The organism is Alistipes indistinctus YIT 12060 (genome assembly GCF_025144995.1).
GTDB classification, from domain to species: Bacteria; Bacteroidota; Bacteroidia; order Bacteroidales; family Rikenellaceae; genus Alistipes_A; species Alistipes_A indistinctus.
In genome coordinates, this window is record NZ_CP102250.1 from 1845470 (window position 1) to 1862706 (window position 17237).

At 52.3% G+C, this 17237-nt stretch carries 19 protein-coding genes, 2 tRNA genes and 1 pseudogene; 9 read left to right on the forward strand and 13 right to left on the reverse strand.

Annotated features, from left to right (window positions below; all coding sequences use genetic code 11):
• Positions 1 to 29: 29 nt before the first annotated feature.
• Positions 30 to 704, forward strand: coding sequence for an HNH endonuclease family protein (locus NQ495_RS07765; RefSeq protein ID WP_009133514.1), 675 nt, complete (start codon positions 30 to 32; stop codon positions 702 to 704).
• 108 nt (positions 705 to 812) lie between these two features.
• Here NQ495_RS07765 and NQ495_RS07770 read toward each other — a convergent pair whose 3' ends face one another.
• From NQ495_RS07770 to NQ495_RS07780, 3 genes are all read right to left on the reverse strand, one after another.
• Positions 813 to 1349, reverse strand: coding sequence for a site-specific integrase (locus NQ495_RS07770; RefSeq protein ID WP_147513023.1), 537 nt, complete (start codon positions 1347 to 1349; stop codon positions 813 to 815).
• 77 nt (positions 1350 to 1426) lie between these two features.
• Positions 1427 to 1972, reverse strand: a complete 546-nt coding sequence (locus NQ495_RS07775) for a phage integrase SAM-like domain-containing protein (protein WP_187118317.1) — start codon at positions 1970 to 1972, stop codon at positions 1427 to 1429.
• A gap of 518 nt (positions 1973 to 2490) precedes the next feature.
• Positions 2491 to 2575: transfer RNA gene (locus NQ495_RS07780), tRNA-Ser, on the reverse strand.
• 199 nt (positions 2576 to 2774) lie between these two features.
• On the opposite strand from NQ495_RS07780, the gene NQ495_RS07785 reads away from it, so the two are divergent.
• Complete coding sequence (locus NQ495_RS07785; protein ID WP_009133511.1) at positions 2775 to 3047, forward strand: HU family DNA-binding protein; 273 nt, start codon at positions 2775 to 2777, stop codon at positions 3045 to 3047.
• Between the two features lie 104 nt (positions 3048 to 3151).
• A complete protein-coding gene (locus NQ495_RS07790) occupies positions 3152 to 3754 on the forward strand; it encodes a lipoprotein signal peptidase (protein WP_009133510.1) in 603 nt (200 codons plus the stop codon).
• A gap of 79 nt (positions 3755 to 3833) precedes the next feature.
• Here the strand turns inward: NQ495_RS07790 and NQ495_RS07795 are convergent, their stop codons facing one another.
• The 3 genes from NQ495_RS07795 to purN all read right to left on the reverse strand — a co-directional run bounded on the left by NQ495_RS07795 (position 3834) and on the right by purN (position 5776).
• Complete coding sequence (locus NQ495_RS07795) at positions 3834 to 4226, reverse strand: YraN family protein (RefSeq protein ID WP_009133509.1); 393 nt, start codon at positions 4224 to 4226, stop codon at positions 3834 to 3836.
• On the reverse strand, positions 4223 to 4945 hold the full coding sequence (pepE, locus tag NQ495_RS07800) for a dipeptidase PepE (protein ID WP_009133508.1): 723 nt from the start codon (positions 4943 to 4945) through the stop codon (positions 4223 to 4225). Before pepE ends, NQ495_RS07795 begins: the two co-directional genes overlap by 4 nt.
• 261 nt (positions 4946 to 5206) lie before the next feature.
• Positions 5207 to 5776 (reverse strand): phosphoribosylglycinamide formyltransferase, encoded by a 570-nt coding sequence (purN, locus tag NQ495_RS07805; RefSeq protein ID WP_009133507.1) that lies wholly within the window; start codon positions 5774 to 5776, stop codon positions 5207 to 5209.
• Between the two features lie 151 nt (positions 5777 to 5927).
• Between purN and NQ495_RS07810 the strand changes: the two genes are divergently transcribed.
• From NQ495_RS07810 to radC, 4 genes are all read left to right on the forward strand, one after another.
• Positions 5928 to 6164, forward strand: coding sequence for an acyl carrier protein (locus NQ495_RS07810; protein ID WP_009133506.1), 237 nt, complete (start codon positions 5928 to 5930; stop codon positions 6162 to 6164).
• 50 nt (positions 6165 to 6214) lie between these two features.
• On the forward strand, positions 6215 to 7462 hold the full coding sequence (gene fabF / locus NQ495_RS07815; RefSeq protein WP_009133505.1) for a beta-ketoacyl-ACP synthase II: 1248 nt from the start codon (positions 6215 to 6217) through the stop codon (positions 7460 to 7462).
• Between the two features lie 7 nt (positions 7463 to 7469).
• On the forward strand, positions 7470 to 8249 hold the full coding sequence (gene rnc / locus NQ495_RS07820; protein WP_009133504.1) for a ribonuclease III: 780 nt from the start codon (positions 7470 to 7472) through the stop codon (positions 8247 to 8249).
• 232 nt (positions 8250 to 8481) lie between these two features.
• Entirely contained in the window at positions 8482 to 9153 is a 672-nt protein-coding gene (gene radC, locus NQ495_RS07825) for a RadC family protein (protein ID WP_009133503.1), read from the forward strand.
• Between the two features lie 27 nt (positions 9154 to 9180).
• On the opposite strand, the gene NQ495_RS07830 is transcribed toward radC, so the two are convergent.
• Positions 9181 to 9663, reverse strand: coding sequence for a low molecular weight protein-tyrosine-phosphatase (locus tag NQ495_RS07830; RefSeq protein WP_009133502.1), 483 nt, complete (start codon positions 9661 to 9663; stop codon positions 9181 to 9183).
• A 112-nt stretch (positions 9664 to 9775) separates the two neighbouring features.
• On the opposite strand from NQ495_RS07830, the gene tsaB reads away from it, so the two are divergent.
• Together tsaB and NQ495_RS07840 are read left to right on the forward strand one after the other, a co-directional pair.
• Positions 9776 to 10489, forward strand: a complete 714-nt coding sequence (tsaB, locus tag NQ495_RS07835; RefSeq protein WP_009133501.1) for a tRNA (adenosine(37)-N6)-threonylcarbamoyltransferase complex dimerization subunit type 1 TsaB — start codon at positions 9776 to 9778, stop codon at positions 10487 to 10489.
• Positions 10490 to 10524: 35 nt separating this feature from the next.
• Positions 10525 to 10595, forward strand: a tRNA-Gln gene (locus tag NQ495_RS07840).
• 111 nt (positions 10596 to 10706) lie between these two features.
• On the opposite strand, the gene NQ495_RS07845 is transcribed toward NQ495_RS07840, so the two are convergent.
• The 6 genes and pseudogenes from NQ495_RS07845 to NQ495_RS07870 all read right to left on the reverse strand — a co-directional run bounded on the left by NQ495_RS07845 (position 10707) and on the right by NQ495_RS07870 (position 17214).
• Entirely contained in the window at positions 10707 to 11819 is a 1113-nt protein-coding gene (locus tag NQ495_RS07845) for an ABC transporter permease (protein ID WP_009133500.1), read from the reverse strand.
• Positions 11820 to 11821: 2 nt separating this feature from the next.
• Positions 11822 to 12940, reverse strand: coding sequence for an ABC transporter permease (locus NQ495_RS07850; RefSeq protein WP_009133499.1), 1119 nt, complete (start codon positions 12938 to 12940; stop codon positions 11822 to 11824).
• A 79-nt stretch (positions 12941 to 13019) separates the two neighbouring features.
• Entirely contained in the window at positions 13020 to 13808 is a 789-nt protein-coding gene (locus tag NQ495_RS07855) for an ABC transporter ATP-binding protein (protein WP_009133498.1), read from the reverse strand.
• A 353-nt stretch (positions 13809 to 14161) separates the two neighbouring features.
• A pseudogene (locus NQ495_RS07860) lies at positions 14162 to 14845 on the reverse strand (ABC transporter ATP-binding protein); the annotation flags it as partial.
• Positions 14845 to 15738: an HlyD family secretion protein gene (locus NQ495_RS07865; RefSeq protein WP_009133496.1), complete on the reverse strand. Its 894-nt coding sequence runs from the start codon at positions 15736 to 15738 to the stop codon at positions 14845 to 14847. The pseudogene NQ495_RS07860 and the gene NQ495_RS07865, both read right to left, overlap by 1 nt.
• Before the next feature lie 90 nt (positions 15739 to 15828).
• A complete protein-coding gene (locus NQ495_RS07870; RefSeq protein WP_009133495.1) occupies positions 15829 to 17214 on the reverse strand; it encodes a TolC family protein in 1386 nt (461 codons plus the stop codon).
• Between the last annotated feature and the right edge of the window lie 23 nt (positions 17215 to 17237).

Genomic DNA, 17237 nt, shown 5'->3' on the forward strand with positions numbered 1-17237 from the left:
ATACCGGGATTTTTTTAAAAGGAAAAGCAATGTTACAGTATGAAACCATTAAAAATCATTTTACAGAGATATTAAAAAACAAGGGTATTAATACAAAGACTCAATGGAAAGAGAAGGCCCAAAATTATTTGAAATACGATTCGACGGGCAAAGACATTATTCGTCTAGCCCTGTTAATAGCCTCCCATGATACGATTCCTGATACTACGAATAAAGGAATTGTGAAACTGGGCCGTCATGGATGCTCAAAATATCTTTGCTTAGAAAAGTGGCTTTCTAATGATTTGAAGACTATAGAACATATTGCTCCGCAGACTAATAAGGATAATATGTGGGATGAAGCTCTATATGATATCAATATTGAAACTTATCAGGCGATTGGCAATCTAACTCTGTTACCGCAAGATTTGAACTCGTCGGCAGGAAATAAAGGTTGGAAAGAGAAATTGCTTTATTATCAAAGTGTCGCGGAAAAAGACCCTGCAAAGATAGACGATATTAAACGTCGGGCTGCCGCATTAGAAATAGATCTCAATCCAGACACGATACAGCTTTTGAAAGGCTCTCATTTTATAAATGAGCATTTATCGTCTGTTTCATCCATGTCTGCTGACGATGTCTGGAATAAAGAGTTGGTTGATAATAGAACAGATGCAATTTTGGATATAATTTGGAATAAGGTCTCCACATGGATATTTAATTGATGCATGTGTTGCCAAATATTAATACGGAAATAATCATGTGACTAATCCCCGTAATTATATAAGACAACACTGGATTAACCAGTGTTGTCTTGTTTATAGCCCTTTAATTTAACTTGAGTTCTTGTTATCTAGTTTGTGAGAAAGCTCTTCCATATCCTGATTCAATTTATGGTCTGTGATTTTTGCATAGATTTGTGTGGTCTTGATATTCGAATGTCCCAGCATTTTTGCCAGGCTCTCCACCGGCATCCCGTGTGACAATGCAATAGTGGTAGCAAATGTATGGCGGGCTACGTGGAAAGTAATGTTTTTATGGATTTTGCAAATGTCTGCTATCTCTTTTAAATAAGCGTTTGTTTTCTGATTACTTGGAACAGGAAATAGATTCTCCAATGTAGGATTATCATATTTTTCCAGCAAAAGTTTAGGTATATCCAACAACCGAATGGTGGACATCTCTTTACTTTTCTGCCTATTGATCCGAATCCACAACTGTCCGTCTATAGTGTATAGATGTTGGCGCCGCAAATTCTTTAAATCAATATAAGCGAGTCCGGTCCAACACGAAAACACAAACAAATCTCGGATGAGTTCAAGGCGGCGAACCGTAAATTTAGCTTGCATGATAATTATCAGTTCTTCCATTGTCAGAAATTCACGGTCGACCTGCTGAAGCCTGATCTGGTATTGAGAAAACGGATTTTTGGTAATATAATTATTGTTTAGGGCCAGAAAACTATCCGTTTAAAAAACTGCATGAATTTGGCAGTTGTATTGGCTCCGCAGGTAGCAACAGTCCTCAGGTACAATTCGAAATCGCAGATAAATTGATGGTCTATTTTGTCTAAAGCAATATCTTCTTTTGAAAAAGTCCGAGATATAAAATTAGCCAGGTGCTTTCTCGTTACTTCATATTTCAGATAAGTGGCTTTGGATTTACAGATACCTACTTGCTGTTTTACATTATCATTATGCATAGCCATTAATGCCAGCAGATAATGATGCTTGTTTTTTGTTCCCGTTAATGTTTCTTTGATTTGATTGGCTGTCGTGATTTGTCCATATAATGTTTGTTGGTAATACAATTGATTGATCTTTGTTCTGATTCCTGCAAGAGCCTTGTTTTTCTCTTTAATTTCATGCGTTCGACCAATTATAGAGTGATGGACAGTATCCCAATCTCCTAAATAGCACTTGACGCCTGTGTTAATTTCTGCCGATTTCCCGTTAATCGTAATACGGGCCATGACAGATTGCATCTCTTCCATCCGGTTGGCATTTTTTCGTTGGAAGAATAAAACTGAAATTGTGTTTCTCATAGTAAGCATGTAATTATTAATGATTAAAGATTTGAATAAAAAAATCAAAGTTAGATAATTACAAGCTGCTGATAATAAATATAATATTTTCTAAATCGTGATGATTCCGGGTTCGATCGTACTATCACGATTTAGTCATGACTTGGTTGGAATTGGAAAACATCAAGATGCTTCGGAATTGTCAGATATTAAATTGAATACAGCCTTATTGCTTGATTTCCAAAGTAATAAAGAAGGCGGTGCTCCAAGGGTTCGAGACCATGGGGCGCGTCGAGTAATGCTTAATAATGCGCTTGATTATCAGTGTGTTGCAAATTGACAGAAGATGCAATTTAGCGACTGAGCTTTGTCGTCTTTTGGCTTGTGTATTGTCGTTAATGGCTGATTATCATGCAATAAAAAATCCCGACAATTAAATTTTGTCGGGATTTGGTTGTCTTTTGTCCAGTTGTGTCTGGTTTTGTCAGCGGAGAGATAGGGATTCGAACCCCAGGAGCCTTTCAGCTCAACGGTTTTCAAGACCGCCGCAATCGACCACTCTGCCATCTCTCCGGGGACAAAAGTAGAACGGAAAATCTTTTTTTCCAAATGATGCGTTCGAAACGGTTAATATTTTGATTCTAAACACCTCGTGCTCAGGCGCAGTATTTTATGTTTTTTGCCGGTTTTTTTGTTTTTTTCAAAATAATAATTTTATATTTGTATAAGACCGACTGACCTAAAAGCCAATTACCTTAAACTTTATTGCATTATGAACAAATCTCAACTTGTGGATGCCATCGCCAAAGAGGCCGCCATTACCAAAGTGGAGGCGAAGAAAGCGCTTGACGCTTTTATCGCTGTGACTGGAACAGCCCTTAAATCAGGGGATAAAATTGCCCTGGTTGGTTTCGGTTCTTTCTCGGTAGCTAAGAAACCGGGTCGTACGGGCCGTAACCCGCGCACGGGTGCTGCGATCAAGATCGCCCCGAAGAAGGTGGTAAAATTCAAAGCGGGTGCAGAACTGAGTTCTCTGGTAAAATAACCGCCCGGAAGAGGAAAAGAGAGAGGCGCCCCTGCGGCAGCCTCTTTTTTTATTTGCCGTTTCCGAAAAAACGGGTAATCTTTGTAGCCGGAAATCCTAAGCCTATGTCCAGGAAAAGAATCGTACTGCTGCTGATCGTGTTGTTGTTGGTCGTAGATCAGGTCGTCAAAATATGGGTCAAAACGAACATGGCCCTCGACCAGAGTTTTACGGTTTTCCCGAATTGGTTTTTTATCCGCTTTATCGAAAATCCCGGGGCCGCGTTCGGATTTCAGCTCGGAGGGAGTTACGGTAAGTTGATCCTGAGCGTATTTCGCCTGGCAGCTATCGCTGCATTGGGGTATTATCTCGCAGTACTGCTGCGCAAAAAAGCACCCACGGGCGTGCTCGTCGGTTTTACACTGATTTTTGCCGGGGCGGTGGGTAATGTGATCGACAGTGCGTTTTACGGGCTGCTCTTTTCGGAGTCGACCTTTACCGGCGTCGCGACTTTTCTTCCCGAAGGAGGCGGATATGCCGGTTTCCTGCACGGCAAGGTGGTTGACATGCTTTATTTCCCGCTTTTTAGCGGTGTGTACCCCAGTTGGCTGCCTTGGGTGGGCGGTGAACCGTTCCTCTTTTTCAGTCCGATCTTTAACTTGGCCGACAGCTATATTTCCGTCGGAATTATCTACATGCTGCTGTTCCAGCGCAAATTTTTCAAATAAATTTCCCGCTCGCAAAGCAAATTTCCAAAAGGGGGGGATCCGGGTTGTTAAAGGCTTCCCGAAAGCTCCCGCGCATAATTTACCACCGCGGTGCCATCGCATCCGGTAGGTAGCGCAGCGTGTGAGTGCCGTCGGCGTCGAATTCAACGCCGATGAAGTCGAACTGCACGTCCATATCTAGCCCATAGGTGGCGATGTAACCGCGTGCCGCCTTGCAAAGCGACCGGAATTTCGCGGCTGTCATCGCCTCTTCCGGCGCAGTCAGGCCGTCAGCTGCCCGGCTTTTCACTTCGATAATGTGCAGGACGCCGTCGCGCCGGGCGACAAGGTCGATTTCACAGCGACCGTTCCGCCAGTTGCGGTGGAGCAGGTCGAATCCCTCTTTAAGCAGGTATTCCGCCGCGAGGCGTTCCCCCTCGGCTCCGGTGCTGAGCGCGTCGAGACGCTCTTGATAGGCCGTTGTGCGGATCATCCTTCGAGCGGTTGTTGCAACAGGAATCCGAGATCGTCACCGGGATTTACTTCACGGGGCAGTTCTCCCCAGCGGAATATACGCATCGGGCGGGGACCGATCAGCGACAGCCTGTCGCCTTCGAGCCGCAGCATGCATCCTTCGCGCAGTCCTGCTACGTATACGTTGGTGTTGACGGTAATGTACTCTTCGATACGCTGCTCGCGCGTTTCTCCCGCATGGCCCTGCGGGTGTGCGTCGAGGTAGTGGGGGTTGATCTGGAACGGGATCAGTCCGGCGGCATGGAAAGTGGCGGGCTCGATGATCGGCATGTCGTTCGTGGTGCCGATGGTCGGGCAGGCCATGTTGCTGCCCGCGCTCCAACCCGCATAAGGAATCCCTTCGTCGGTCACTCTTAGTCGGATCGCTTCGACCAGCCCTTCGCGTTGCATCATTTGTGCGAGACGGAACGTGTTGCCTCCGCCTACGACAATCCCCTTTGCGGACATGATGGCCAGTGCCGGATTGGCTTCGCGGTGTACCGAACGGACACGGATGCCGAGTTCTGAGAAGCGAGCCTGTACCTTTTCCAGGTAGGCATCGTAGGTGAAAGTCACTGCGGCGTACGGGACGAACATCACTTCGTCGATGCCCTTGAAAAAATCGCCGAGCTCTTTTTTCGGATAATCGAGGTAAGCCTCGCCGGCATTGGTCGAATTGCTGATCAACAGGAGTCTCATGGTATGCTGGTTTAGGGGAGGGACCGCTTGAGAGAAGCGTCCCTGCCGGTCTGTTATATGCTATCGTTTATATTATATATAAGTATAGACGTAATAGCTGCATCAGTGGGACCACGGAAAAACCCGGGCGTTGGCTGTTCGTACTGTTTTTATCCGTCGGTGCGTTTGCTCCTTTTGTCGCCTTCGGTGCGTGCGATCGATACGTCGTTTCCCGTTTCCGCGACTGTGATGCGCCAATGATTTTCCCTTGCAAAAACCGCACTACAATTTGGCGAGCTCTGCTTCGACGGCTTGCGGGTAGTATTCGTATTCGAGCGCATGCACTTTTGCAGCCACCTCTTGCGGCGTGTCGTCCGGTGCGAGGGGCACCCGGTGCTGTGCGATAATGTCGCCGCTGTCATACTGGCTGTTCACACGGTGGATCGTAATACCCGATTCTTTTTCCCCGGCTTCCACGACCGCCTGGTGCACACGGTCGCCGTACATTCCTTTGCCGCCGTATTTGGGCAGCAGCGCCGGATGGATATTGACGATGCGGTCGGGATAGGCGGCGATCAGGTAGTCCGGGACGAGCCACAGGAATCCGGCCAGCACGACGAAATCGATCCGTTCCTGCCGCAGCCGGGCGAGCACCTGTTCGCTATTGTAGAAAATATCGCGGTCGAATACCATGCTTTCCACACCCAATCGGGCGGCACGTTCGATCGCGCCGGCCTCCGCTTTGTTCGACAGCACCAGCCTTACAGTGCCCTGAGGATGGGCTGAGAAGTAACGGATCAGGTTTTCGGCATTGGAGCCCGAACCCGACGCGAATATGGCTATATTTTTCATAATTAGTTTTTTACGGGTGAAATCCCGGTGAAAAAACGCAAAAAAACGTTCGGGATATCAAATGTAAGGGAAAAAGTGTTACTTTTGCAAAAAATTGGCTTTGAATTACGAAGTTATTTTGGAATAATGTTAAACCTAAATCATTAGTATCATGTCAGACATTTCATCAAAAGTAGTGGACATTATCGTGGACAAACTGGGCGTTGACGCAGCAGAGGTTGTTCCTACCGCCAGCTTCACCAACGACCTGGGTGCCGATTCTCTGGACACCGTTGAGTTGATCATGGAATTCGAGAAAGAGTTCGAGATCTCGATTCCTGATGAAGATGCCGAGAAGATCACCACCGTCGGCGACGCCATTACTTACATTTCTGCCAAGAAAAACTAAAAGGCCTTAAATTGGACAGGCAATTTTTGTTTAACGAACGAAATTTCTTTATGAAACAACGAAGAGTTGTAGTAACCGGGATCGGAACCCTTAACCCGCTGGGAAACAATATCGAGGAATATTTCACGAACCTTACACAGGGCGTGAGCGGCGCAGGACCCATTACTCATTTCGACCCTTCCAACTTCAAGACAAAATTTGCCTGCGAACTCAAAGGCTACGATCCCAATAACTTTTTCGACCGTAAAGAGGTCCGCAAGTACGACCTCTATACGCAGTATGCCCTTATCGCAGCCGAACAGGCCATCAAGGACTCGGGACTCGATCTCGAGACGATCGATAAGGATATGGCCGGAGTTATCTGGGCTTCAGGCATAGGTGGACTGGAGACATTCTACCAAGAGGTAAAGAGCTATGTCAAGGGAGGCGAAATCCCCCGATATAGCCCTTTCTTCATCCCCAAGATGATCGCGGATATGGGCGCCGGCCAGATTTCGATGAAATACGGTTTCCGGGGGCCGAACTATTGTACGGTTTCCGCATGCGCGTCGTCGAACAACGCGATGATCGATGCGATGACCTACATCCGTCTGGGACGTGCCGACATCATTATGACCGGTGGCTCGGAAGCCGCTATCAACCCTCCCGGAGTAGGGGGATTCAACTCCATGCAGGCCCTTTCGACCCGCAATGACGATCCGACGCGCGCATCGCGTCCGTTCGACGCGGACCGCGACGGGTTCGTGATCGGTGAAGGTGCCGGTGCGCTGATCCTCGAAGAGTATGAGCACGCCAAGGCACGCGGGGCCAAGATTTATGCCGAAGTAGCCGGCGGCGGCATGAGCGCCGACGCTTACCACCTGACCGCACCGCATCCCGAAGGGCTCGGTGCACGCAAGTCGATGAGCGATGCGATCAACGATGCGGGCCTCAAACCCGAGGATATCGATCTGGTCAATACGCACGGCACTTCGACGCCGGTGGGCGACGTGGCTGAGCTGAACGGCATCAAGGCCACCTTCGGCGACCATGTGTACAAGATGAACATCAACGCTACGAAATCGATGACCGGCCACCTGTTGGGCGCTGCCGGTGCGATCGAGGCTCTGGCTTGCATCCTGGCGCTGACCAAAGGCATCGTTGCCCCGACCATCAACAACGAGAACCTCGATCCCCAGATCGATCCGAAGCTCAACCTGACGCTTAACAAAGCGCAGCAGCGCGATGTGAAATGCGCATTGAGCAATACGTTCGGTTTTGGCGGACACAACTCCACGGTGATCCTCAAAAAAATCTAAGCGCGCTGTGGCGGGTTCGATACTGCTTGCTCTGAAGCTCCGCTGGAGCCGGGACAGGGAGTATTACAAAATCGTGAAACACCTTTTCGGCTTCCTGCCGAACAACATAGAACTCTACAAGCTGGCCTTGATACACAGGTCAGCTTCGTTGTTTTTGGAGGATGGCACGCCGATTAACAACGAACGCCTTGAATTCCTGGGCGATGCAGTGATCGAGGCAATTGTGTCGGACTGCCTTTTCATCGAATTTCCGGAACGGGACGAAGGATTCCTGACCCAGTTGCGTTCCAAGATCGTGAGTCGCAGTACGCTCAACGCGCTGGGCTTGCGGTTAGGCCTCGATCGCCATATCATCGTGCAGGGCGGCGGTAATTTTGCACAGAAACACCTGTATGGCGATGCGCTTGAGGCGATGGTCGGCGCGATGTATCTCGATAAGGGATACGAATTCGTCAATAGGTTGTTTATCAATGAAATCCTCCGTCGGTATATCAACCTCAGCAGCATGACCCGCACTGAGACAGATTTCAAAAGCCGGTTGATCGAGTGGGGGCAAAAGAATAAACGGAGGATAACGTTCAGCACCGTCAACGGCGAGGCATTCACTTCACAGCACCCCACATTCCGTTCGGCAGTGTTGCTGGACGGTGCCGAGATCGGAACGGGTGAGGGCGGTTCGAAAAAGGAAGCCGAGCAGAGGGCTGCGATGCATGCTGCCGAGAGGCTGCGTGAAACCGCACCGGAAGGGGCTTTCGGCCATATTGAAATCGATATCGAAACCATTTGATTCTATCCTTGCCGGTCACGACATAGGTTTGCCGGGTACATGGCATACGTCGGATCTTAGGGGCACCCGTGCGGAGTTTAAGTTTCCCTTCCGGTGTCTCTACGGGAAGGTGCCGTTGCAAATTTGTGGTGAAAATCGGAATCAGGCGTTGCCGTTACGCATAGAAATCCTTATCTTGCCGTAACCGGGCGGCGTATTCGAAGGCCCGTATAAACTACCCAAACCCAACGTTATGCTGACGGACAAGCAGGTGCGCGGGAAACTCGTGAACCAAGGCGTGCGGTCGCTCTCCGACGCCGAATTACTCTCTATATTGTTGCAGAAAGGCGAGGCGGGCGGCTCGGCGCTTGAGTTGGCCGAACGATTATTGGAAGCCTACGATCACAATTTGATGCGCATTGCACTCGACGGTCCGGGCAAACTTCGTTCGGTGGCGCAACTCGGAATCGCCCGGGCTGCGCTGGTCAGTGCAGCACTCGAAATCGGGCGCCGGGGCCGTGCCGCGGAAAACAGCATGCGTGACCAGATTATGAGCGACCGGGATGTGATAGAACTTTTCCAGCCCGAATTGGCGATCTTGCCGCATGAGGAGTTTTGGGTCCTTTACCTGAACGCATCGAACAAAATTCTCGACCGGGTCCGCATCAGTCAGGGCGGCGTAACGGGAACCGTGGTCGATTACAAACTGATCGTCAAACGTGCCGTCGAGCGCCTGGCACAAGGGATCCTGCTCGTGCACAATCACCCTTCGGGCAATCCTTTGCCCAGCGACGCGGACACGCTGATCACCGAAAAACTGGTGCGTGCCGCATCGTTGTTCGAGATCACAGTGGCAGACCATGTCATTATCACGTCCGGCGAGTGTTACAGTTTTCGGAGCCACGGCTTTTTCGACCGGTTGTAAACCAAGGGGGATACGTACTTATTCCGTTTATTCCTGTTTTACCAGATCTTCCAACAGGCCTTCACAGGCATCTTCGAGCAGATCGAGTACCAGTTCGAACCCCTCGTGCCCTTCGTAATAAGGGTCTGGAACGTAGGTGGCGTCGGAACGGCGGCAGAAGGCCACCATCCGGTAGATTTTCGCTGCGGCTTCCGTCGACGGGGCAAGGCGGTGTACACGTTCGTAATTGCTGTCGTCCATCACCACGATCCGGTCGAATGTTTCGAAGTCGTCGGGCGTGATCTTCCGCGAGCGGCTCGTGAGCGCATAGCCGCGTTTGGATGCGGCCTGCCGCATCCGGTGGTCGGCGGGCTCTCCGGCATGGCCGCCATAGGTTCCGGCCGAATCGATTACAAAGTTATCGTGCAGGCCAGCCCGGTCGACGAGCTGCTGCATGACTGCTTCGGCGGCCGGGGAACGGCAGATGTTTCCGAGACAGACGAATAGAATTTTATGCGGTTTCTGTTTCATGGCATATCCGGGTCAAACGATTCCAAAGATACGCTTTTCACAGAAAAACGGCCGTCCGCTCCCGAATTTTCTCGTTTTTATGTATCTTGCAACGTCAAATCCGAAGTATTTTATGGCGTTACTGTTGTGTATCGAGGCGGGCACCGACATCGGTTCCGTCGCATTGGCTAAAAACGACCGTCTGCTTTCCCTGCGTGAGAGTTGCGAAAGCCGTCAGCACGCCCAGAACCTGGCTGTCTATGTCGAGGAAATTTTGCGCGAGAACGACCTCGACGCAAAAGACCTTGATGCCGTAGCGGTCGGAATGGGCCCCGGTTCCTACACCGGTTTGCGGATCTGCGTGTCACTGGCCAAAGGAATTTGCTACGGGGCCGGGATTCCGCTGATCGCGGTGGGAAGCCTCGAAGCCCTGACTCGGGTGGCGTTGGAAGATTATGAGGCGGGGATTCTCAATGTGGACGACATCAGCGATGCCATTCTCCTGCCGATGATCGACGCGCGGCGCATGGAGGTCTACTGCCAGCAGTTCGATGCCCAGGCTCACCCTTTATCCGGGGTCGAAGCGAAGGTTGTCACGGCCGAAAGTTTTCTCGATGAACGCCGTGCGGGGCGGACGATGGTGTTGTTCGGCAGCGGGGCAGGCAAATGCAAAGAGCTTTTTCCCGAGGATAACGTGCGGCTGGTGGAGGTCACTCCGTCGGCCCGGGGGTTGGTTAAACCGGCCTATGAAGCGTTCCGGCACAAGAAATTCGAAGATATTGCCTACTTCGAGCCCTTTTATCTGAAAGATTTTGTCGTTACTCCTTCGTCGAAAAAAATATTTTGATTATATTTGCACCCACAAACCGAAAGGTTGGACATTGACCTATGGTGTAATGGCAACACTACAGATTCTGGATCTGTCGTTCTTGGTTCGAATCCAGGTAGGTCAACAAAAGCCCGCATTGCAAGATGCGGGCTTTTTGTGTATTGAGGCTTTTTATGTTTTGGAGATTGAAGTGGATGCACTTCGCATCCTGATCGGGCTGCCGACAATCATCGGACTATGAATTTTTCCGGTAGCTCAGTACCGCCCACAGGTTCAGGACAACGGCGAAGATGGCCAGCGCTGCGAACTGTACTGTAAGTTGTGAGAAGGGACTCCCTTTGAGGTAGACCAGCCGCATCACCTGCATCAGGTATTTCAGGGGGTTGAGGATCGTAATATCCTGCGCCCACTGCGGCATACTGCTGATTGGAGTGAACAGACCGCTGAGCAGAATCAGGATCACCATGAAAAACATCATCACGAAGGTCGCCTGCTGCATCGTGTCGGAATGGTTCGAAATCATGAGGCCGAAGCCCGAGATGGTCAGTACGAAAAGCCCGGCAGCCGCGTAAATAGTGACGATGCTTCCGGCCGGTGCCAGTCCGTAGAAAAGCCGGGCGAGGCCGAAGCAGAGTGTCAGGACGAAGAATCCGATCGACCAGTAGGGGATCAGTTTCGCGAGGATGAAGGTAAATTTGCCTACCGGCGTGACGTTGATCTGTTCGATGGTCCCCGCCTCTTTCTCTGCGACGATATTCAGCGCGGGCATGAAACCGCATAGCATCGTCAGGAGCATCACCATCAGCGCCGGGACCATGAATACTTTGTAGTCCATGTGCGGGTTGAACTTGTTTTGCGGAATTACCTCGACGACGGGAATATCGGTCGCAGTGGCGTATGCGCGGTTCTCTTCCGCGATTTCCGTTGCGAAATCCATGGCTACCGACGATGCGTAAATGCTGCCGAGGCTTCCTTTCATTCCGTTTACGGCGTTGGCCGAAATCATGACGGGCGCCATGCCGTCTCGCGTGATATCGCGTTCGAAATGTTCGGGAATTTCGAGAATCAGGTCGGCCGAACCGCGTTCGATCCGGTGCATTGCTGCCCCGTAACTCTCAGCGGCGGATTCGAGGTGCAGGTAGCGCGAGGCATCCACTTTCCCGGTCAGCCGCGACGAATAGCTGCTGTGATCGTTGTCCACGACCGTCACGTTGATGTTGCGCATCTCCATATTGGCCGCCCAAGGGAAGAGCCCCATCATCATCAGCGGCATCATGATCAGGATGCCCGGTAACATCCCGCCGCGCAGGAGCTGTTTGAACTCTTTTTCCAATAAAAATTTCAGCATGGCTACTCCAATCGGTATTTAAACAATTTGAGGCTTATGGTTACCAAAACCACGGCCATTATGCCCAGAACGATGAACTCTTGCAGTGCGAAGAGCGGCGAAACGCCCTCGATCATGATTTTCCGCACGGCCATGATGTACCATTTGGCCGGGACGAAGTTCGACAAGAGACGCAGAATGCCGGGCATGTTTTCGACCGGAAACATCATGCCTGAAAGGAGCATCACCGGCATCATCAGTCCCATGCCCGAAATAAGCATCGCCGCCATTTGTGTCTTGGCGAGCGTCGAAATCAGCATACCAAGCGACAGTGCGACGAAGATAAACAGCATCGACAGCGCCGTGAGCCAGAAGAGGCTTCCGGCGACCGGGACATGCAGCACGAAGACCGACAGTAACAGGATCGTGATGAGGTTTACGCACGAAAGGGTGAAGTAGGGGACGGTTTTCGCGAGGATGATCCAGATCGGTTTCATCGGCGAGACCAGCAGCACTTCCATTGTACCGCGCTCCTTTTCGCGTACGATTGAAATGGCTGTCATCATCGCGCAGATCAGAATCAGGATCAGTCCCATCACGCCCGGGACGAAGTTGTACGATCCTTCCATTTGCGGGTTATAGAGCAGTTTCACGGTCGGGACGATTACCGGTGAGACGGCTCCGCCGCCTGTTTGTTCCGCAAGCAGTTCCTGCGAGGCGGCCGTGATCACGCTCGTTGCATAGTTCGTCGCGGTGGTAGCCGTATTGGGGTCGGTGCCGTCGGCGATTACCTGCACATCCGCTTTACCGGTATGCAGCAGCGTTTCATTGAACCGTTCCGGGAAAACGATCCCCAGGTCGATCGAATTGCTCTGGAATCCCTTTTCGATATCTTCTGCGGTCGTTGCGTTGCCGACGACGGTGAAGTAGCGGTTGGCGCCGAAGTGCGAAACGATACGTTGCGTGGCGACGTCTTTCGAAGGGTCGAGGATGGTTACGCGCACGTTTTTCACCTCGGTCGAGATCGCGAAGCCGAACAGGATGATTTCGACGATGGGGATACCCAGTACGATCAGCATCGTCCGCCGGTCGCGCAGGATGTGGTAAAATTCTTTTTTTACGAATGCAAAAAACTGTTTCATGCCTGTTGGTTGTGTTGCGGGCCGTCCCGCAGGTTGTCCGGCTTCCGGCAGCCTGCCTGTCGTGTCGGTCCGGAGTGTTTTATTCCCCGCGTTTGGCGGTGCGGGCGAGGTAATGGAACACGCCTTCCATATCTTCCGTATGGAACTGTTTTTTCAGTTCGGCGGGCGTGTCCAGCGCCTCGATGCGGCCGTCCACCATGATCGAGACTCGGTTGCAGTATTCCGCTTCGTCCATATAGTGTGTGGTGACGAAGACCGTGATCCCGCGGTCGGCAGCGTCGTAGATCAGTTCCCAAAACTGCCGTCGTGTGGAGGGGTCGACTCCTCCGGTCGGCTCGTCGAGGAAAACGATCTTCGGCTCGTGGAAAATCGCCACCGAAAAGGCCAATTTCTGTTTCCATCCCAACGGCAGGGAGCGTACCAGTGCGTCACGTTCCTGTTCGAAGCCGAGCGTATGGAGCAGCGAGTCGGTTTTGGCGGCGATTTCGTCCGTTTTCATGCCGTAAATACCGCCGAACAGACGGATATTCTCCCACACCTTCAGGTCTTCGTAAAGCGAGAATTTCTGGCTCATATAGCCGATGTTGCGCTTGACCTGTTCGCTTTCGCGCGCGATGTCGTAGCCGGCCACGAGCCCTTTGCCCGAGGTAGGTTTGCTCAGGCCGCAAAGCATCCGCATCGCGGTGGTCTTGCCGGCTCCGTTAGCGCCGAGAAATCCGAAGATTTCACCCGGGGCCACGCTGAAGCTGATGCCGTCGACTGCCGTAAAACTGCCGAAACGTTTGGTCAGTTTCTCAGTCCGGATGACGGCTTCGTGGCCGGATGCGAATTGCGAGCACGGCCGGAAATTGTCTTTTGTCGTGTCCATATTGCGTTGTATCTGTTCGCGGGTTGCGGATCGTGTTTTCCAGGAGGATCGTGTGTCCCTGAAATGTAGCGGGTGTCCCTTGCCCGGGAAGGTATATCTGGTTTTCCTGGGAATATGCCTTACCGGTGTTCGCGCGCGAGTTTCATGTAACAATCCTCGATTCCGGCCCGGATCGTCTCGATTTCGACATCGTGGTGGCCCAGTCCGGAAAGATAATCGCGCAGTTCCTGTTCGGTCGGTTTCCCATCGGTGGTGACATGGTGGCGGGCGCCGAAGGTAAAGGCTGAAGTGACGTGCGGGTTTGCGCGCAGGTCGCGTAAAAGTTTCGACATATTGTCGCTGCCGACGGCCCAAAGCGGTTCGCCGAAGTTGTCGGCAATGTGCTGCGGCGTATCGATGCCGATGAACCGACCGTCGAGGATTAGTGCGATCCGGTCGCAAAGCGACGCTTCGTCCATGTAAGGCGTCGAGACGAGGATCGTGATTCCCTGCTGTTTAAGTTGCCGTAGCATCTCCCACAACTCCTTGCGCGAGACGGGATCGACCCCTGTGGTCGGCTCGTCGAGGAACAGCACCGAAGGTTTGTGGATCAGTGCGCAGCTCAAGGCCAGTTTCTGTTTCATCCCGCCGGAAAGGGCTCCGGCCTTGCGGTCTTTGAACGGCTCGATCTGGCTGTATATGTCCTTGATGAGGTGGTAGTTTTCCCGGATCGTCGTGCCGAACACCGTGGCAAAAAAAGTGAGGTTCTCTTCGACTGTCATGTCCTGGTAGAGGGAGAAGCGTCCCGGCATATAGCCCACGCAGTTGCGGATCGCTTTGTAGTCGCGCACGATGTCGAGTCCGTCCACGCTGGCCGTACCGCTGTCGGGCAGGATCAGCGTTGTGAGGATCCGGAAGAGCGACGTTTTGCCTGCTCCGTCAGGGCCGATGATCCCGAAGATCTCACCGTGCCCGGCCTCGAAGCTGACGCCGTGCAGCGCCTGCACGGCGCCTTTCCGGTAGCTTTTGACAATGTCGTGTACTTCGACTGCAGCCATTATTTCCCGAATTTTACATCTGCGTACATGCCGATCTTGAGCAGGCCGTCGTTCGGGACGGCGATTTTCACAGCATAGACCAGGTTGGCGCGTTCGTCGCGCGTCTGGATTGTTTTGGGCGTGAATTCGGCCTTGTCGGCGATCCAGATTACCCGTCCTTCGTATTGGCGGCTCTCCTTGTCCCCCGCATCCGCGAACACGCGTGCCGGGTCGCCCAGCTTCAGTTCGGTGAGTTGGCCCGAACTGATGTAGGCCCGCAGCTTCATGCTGTCCGTATCGGCGATCTTGAACAGCGGTTTGCCCTGTGCAGTCACTTCGCCCCGTTCGGCGTATTTCGTCAGTACGGTCCCCGATATCGGGCTTTTGATCCGGCATTTGCCGAGCTGGTCTTCGACTTGCGCAATCTGTATTTCAAGCCCCGAGCTCTCCTCGCTCACGCCCCGGTTGTTGTTCTCGAGCGTCGAACGCTGCGCGGCAAGCTGCTTTTCGAGTACTGCGAGTTGCGAGTTGATGTCGTCGAGCTGCTTGGTGTTCGCCGCATTCGACCGGATCAGGTTCTGCACGCGGCGCTGTTCGAGTTTCTGCTTGTCGATCTGTTCGAGGGTTGCGGCGATCTGCTTGGCAATGTCCTGACGGCGGCTCTGCGTCGCACCGATGCTCTTTTCGAGCTGCAGTTTCTTGAGGTAAAGCTGAATGCTGTCGATCGATCCTACTACCTCGCCTGCGGTGAGGCGCTGGCCCTCTTCGACGTCGAACCGTTCGATCCGGCCGTTGCCCTCGGCCGAAACGATCACTTCGGTCGCTTCGAACGTCCCCGATGCGTCGTAATCCCCGTTGCGGTTCGAACAGGCTGCCGCCAGCAGTGCCAGCGCAATGAGTGCGGTTGTTTTCATCTTTTTATCGGTATTTTATTATTATTCCGGTCGCTTATTGCCGGTTGCCGCTGTTGGCGGCCGGCGTGTTGTTTGATTTGTCGCGGGGTTTCAGTTGTTGGTCAGGTTTTTCAGGTTGTAAAGGCTCATCAGCAACTGCATGCGGTGCAAAGCTTGGTTCTGGCGTGCCGTTTCGGCTGCCGTCACGTCGTCCATGTAATCCGTGACGCTCATCGTCCCTTCCGCCACTTTCGCCTCCGAAGCGCGCTTGATGTTGTCGCGCAGGGTGATGATTTCGCCGTCGTCGGCCAGCGTGCGGCGGTATTTTTCGATCTCGCCGTTCCCGGAGCTGATCTGCTGGCGCGTGTTGAACAGGAAGGTTTCACGCTGTACGGCGATGTTGTCCCGGTTTACGTCGATTTGGCGCAGGTCGTTCCGTTTGGTATAGAAATTCCCGAAATTCCACGACAGCCGGATACCCCCGATCGCGTAGGCTTTGAAGCCGCTTTGCAGCATATTGAGCCCCGGATTGCCGTAAGCACCCTGGATAAATGCGCTCAGGCGGGGCATATTTTTCGCGGTGACGGCTTTGGCCTGTGCGTCGAGCAGGCTGTTCTGCGCGTTGAACAAATGCAGTTCGGGGCGCCGGATTTCTGGAAGCGGCTGTTTGTCCGCTGCTATCGGTTGAATCAGCTCGGTGTGGGCCAGATCCGTTCCGGTGAAAGCCCCTAACATTTGCCGATAGGCCTTGCAGGTCGCTTCCAGTTCGGCGCGTCGCTGGCGGTTCGAGAGTTGTTCGACTTTTACGGCATCGAGATCGGCTGCATTCGCTACGCCGTTGGCGATAAAACTTTGGACCTTCTGGTAATTGCGGGTTAGCTCCTCGTCATAGAGCGTGTTCAGTTTCAACTGTTCTTCCAGTAACAATGTGCCGAAGAACAGCGAGTTGATCCGTTCACGGATCGCATACATATCGACTTGCTGCTGCTGGCGGTCTACTTCCGTCGAAGCGTTGATGTTGCGCTTTTGCGAACGGATCGTGCCGCCGTCCCAGATCACCTGATCCAGTTCGACGAGCGCCTGGTACTGGTCTTTGTTCAGCGTTGGGATATCGACGCCGGGAATCGACACCGGAATCTTGGTTACGTCGGTCTGGTAAGTCGCTTTGGCCGAGAGGGAAAACTGCGGCAGGTATCCCTTGTTCGCATTGCTCAGGCTGTACTGTTCGGATTGCTGGATCAGCCCGTATCGGCTTACCAGCGGATAATTCGTCCCGGCCTTTGCATAGCACTCTTCGAGCGTAAGGCTGGAAGGCGTTTCGACCGGATGGGCCGCGATTGCGGTGGGGGCTGTCGTCATGGCCGGATTCTCCACGACAGATGCCTTTTCCCCGGGCGAGGATACGATGCCGGGCGTGACTGCTGTCGAAGAAAGCGGCCCCAGCGTAATCAGCGAGAGTAGCAGTACGGCATTTCGGATGATTTGCATGCTTTTCATGGCATTTGGTTTCAGCGGTGTCA

Coding starts and splice junctions, on each gene's coding strand:
- NQ495_RS07850 (WP_009133499.1), bottom strand. CDS start 12,940: ATGAAACAGTTTTTTGCATTCGTAAAAAAAGAATTTTACCACATCCTG.
- purN (WP_009133507.1), bottom strand. CDS start 5,776: ATGAAAAATATAGCCATATTCGCGTCGGGTTCGGGCTCCAATGCCGAA.
- NQ495_RS07775 (WP_187118317.1), bottom strand. CDS start 1,972: ATGGAAGAGATGCAATCTGTCATGGCCCGTATTACGATTAACGGGAAA.
- NQ495_RS07795 (WP_009133509.1), bottom strand. CDS start 4,226: ATGATCCGCACAACGGCCTATCAAGAGCGTCTCGACGCGCTCAGCACC.
- NQ495_RS07830 (WP_009133502.1), bottom strand. CDS start 9,663: ATGAAACAGAAACCGCATAAAATTCTATTCGTCTGTCTCGGAAACATC.
- NQ495_RS07785 (WP_009133511.1), top strand. CDS start 2,775: ATGAACAAATCTCAACTTGTGGATGCCATCGCCAAAGAGGCCGCCATT.
- pepE (WP_009133508.1), bottom strand. CDS start 4,945: ATGAGACTCCTGTTGATCAGCAATTCGACCAATGCCGGCGAGGCTTAC.
- NQ495_RS07810 (WP_009133506.1), top strand. CDS start 5,928: ATGTCAGACATTTCATCAAAAGTAGTGGACATTATCGTGGACAAACTG.
- NQ495_RS07845 (WP_009133500.1), bottom strand. CDS start 11,819: ATGCTGAAATTTTTATTGGAAAAAGAGTTCAAACAGCTCCTGCGCGGC.
- NQ495_RS07790 (WP_009133510.1), top strand. CDS start 3,152: ATGTCCAGGAAAAGAATCGTACTGCTGCTGATCGTGTTGTTGTTGGTC.
- tsaB (WP_009133501.1), top strand. CDS start 9,776: ATGGCGTTACTGTTGTGTATCGAGGCGGGCACCGACATCGGTTCCGTC.
- NQ495_RS07855 (WP_009133498.1), bottom strand. CDS start 13,808: ATGGACACGACAAAAGACAATTTCCGGCCGTGCTCGCAATTCGCATCC.
- NQ495_RS07770 (WP_147513023.1), bottom strand. CDS start 1,349: ATGGAAGAACTGATAATTATCATGCAAGCTAAATTTACGGTTCGCCGC.
- radC (WP_009133503.1), top strand. CDS start 8,482: ATGCTGACGGACAAGCAGGTGCGCGGGAAACTCGTGAACCAAGGCGTG.
- fabF (WP_009133505.1), top strand. CDS start 6,215: ATGAAACAACGAAGAGTTGTAGTAACCGGGATCGGAACCCTTAACCCG.
- NQ495_RS07765 (WP_009133514.1), top strand. CDS start 30: ATGTTACAGTATGAAACCATTAAAAATCATTTTACAGAGATATTAAAA.
- NQ495_RS07870 (WP_009133495.1), bottom strand. CDS start 17,214: ATGAAAAGCATGCAAATCATCCGAAATGCCGTACTGCTACTCTCGCTG.
- NQ495_RS07865 (WP_009133496.1), bottom strand. CDS start 15,738: ATGAAAACAACCGCACTCATTGCGCTGGCACTGCTGGCGGCAGCCTGT.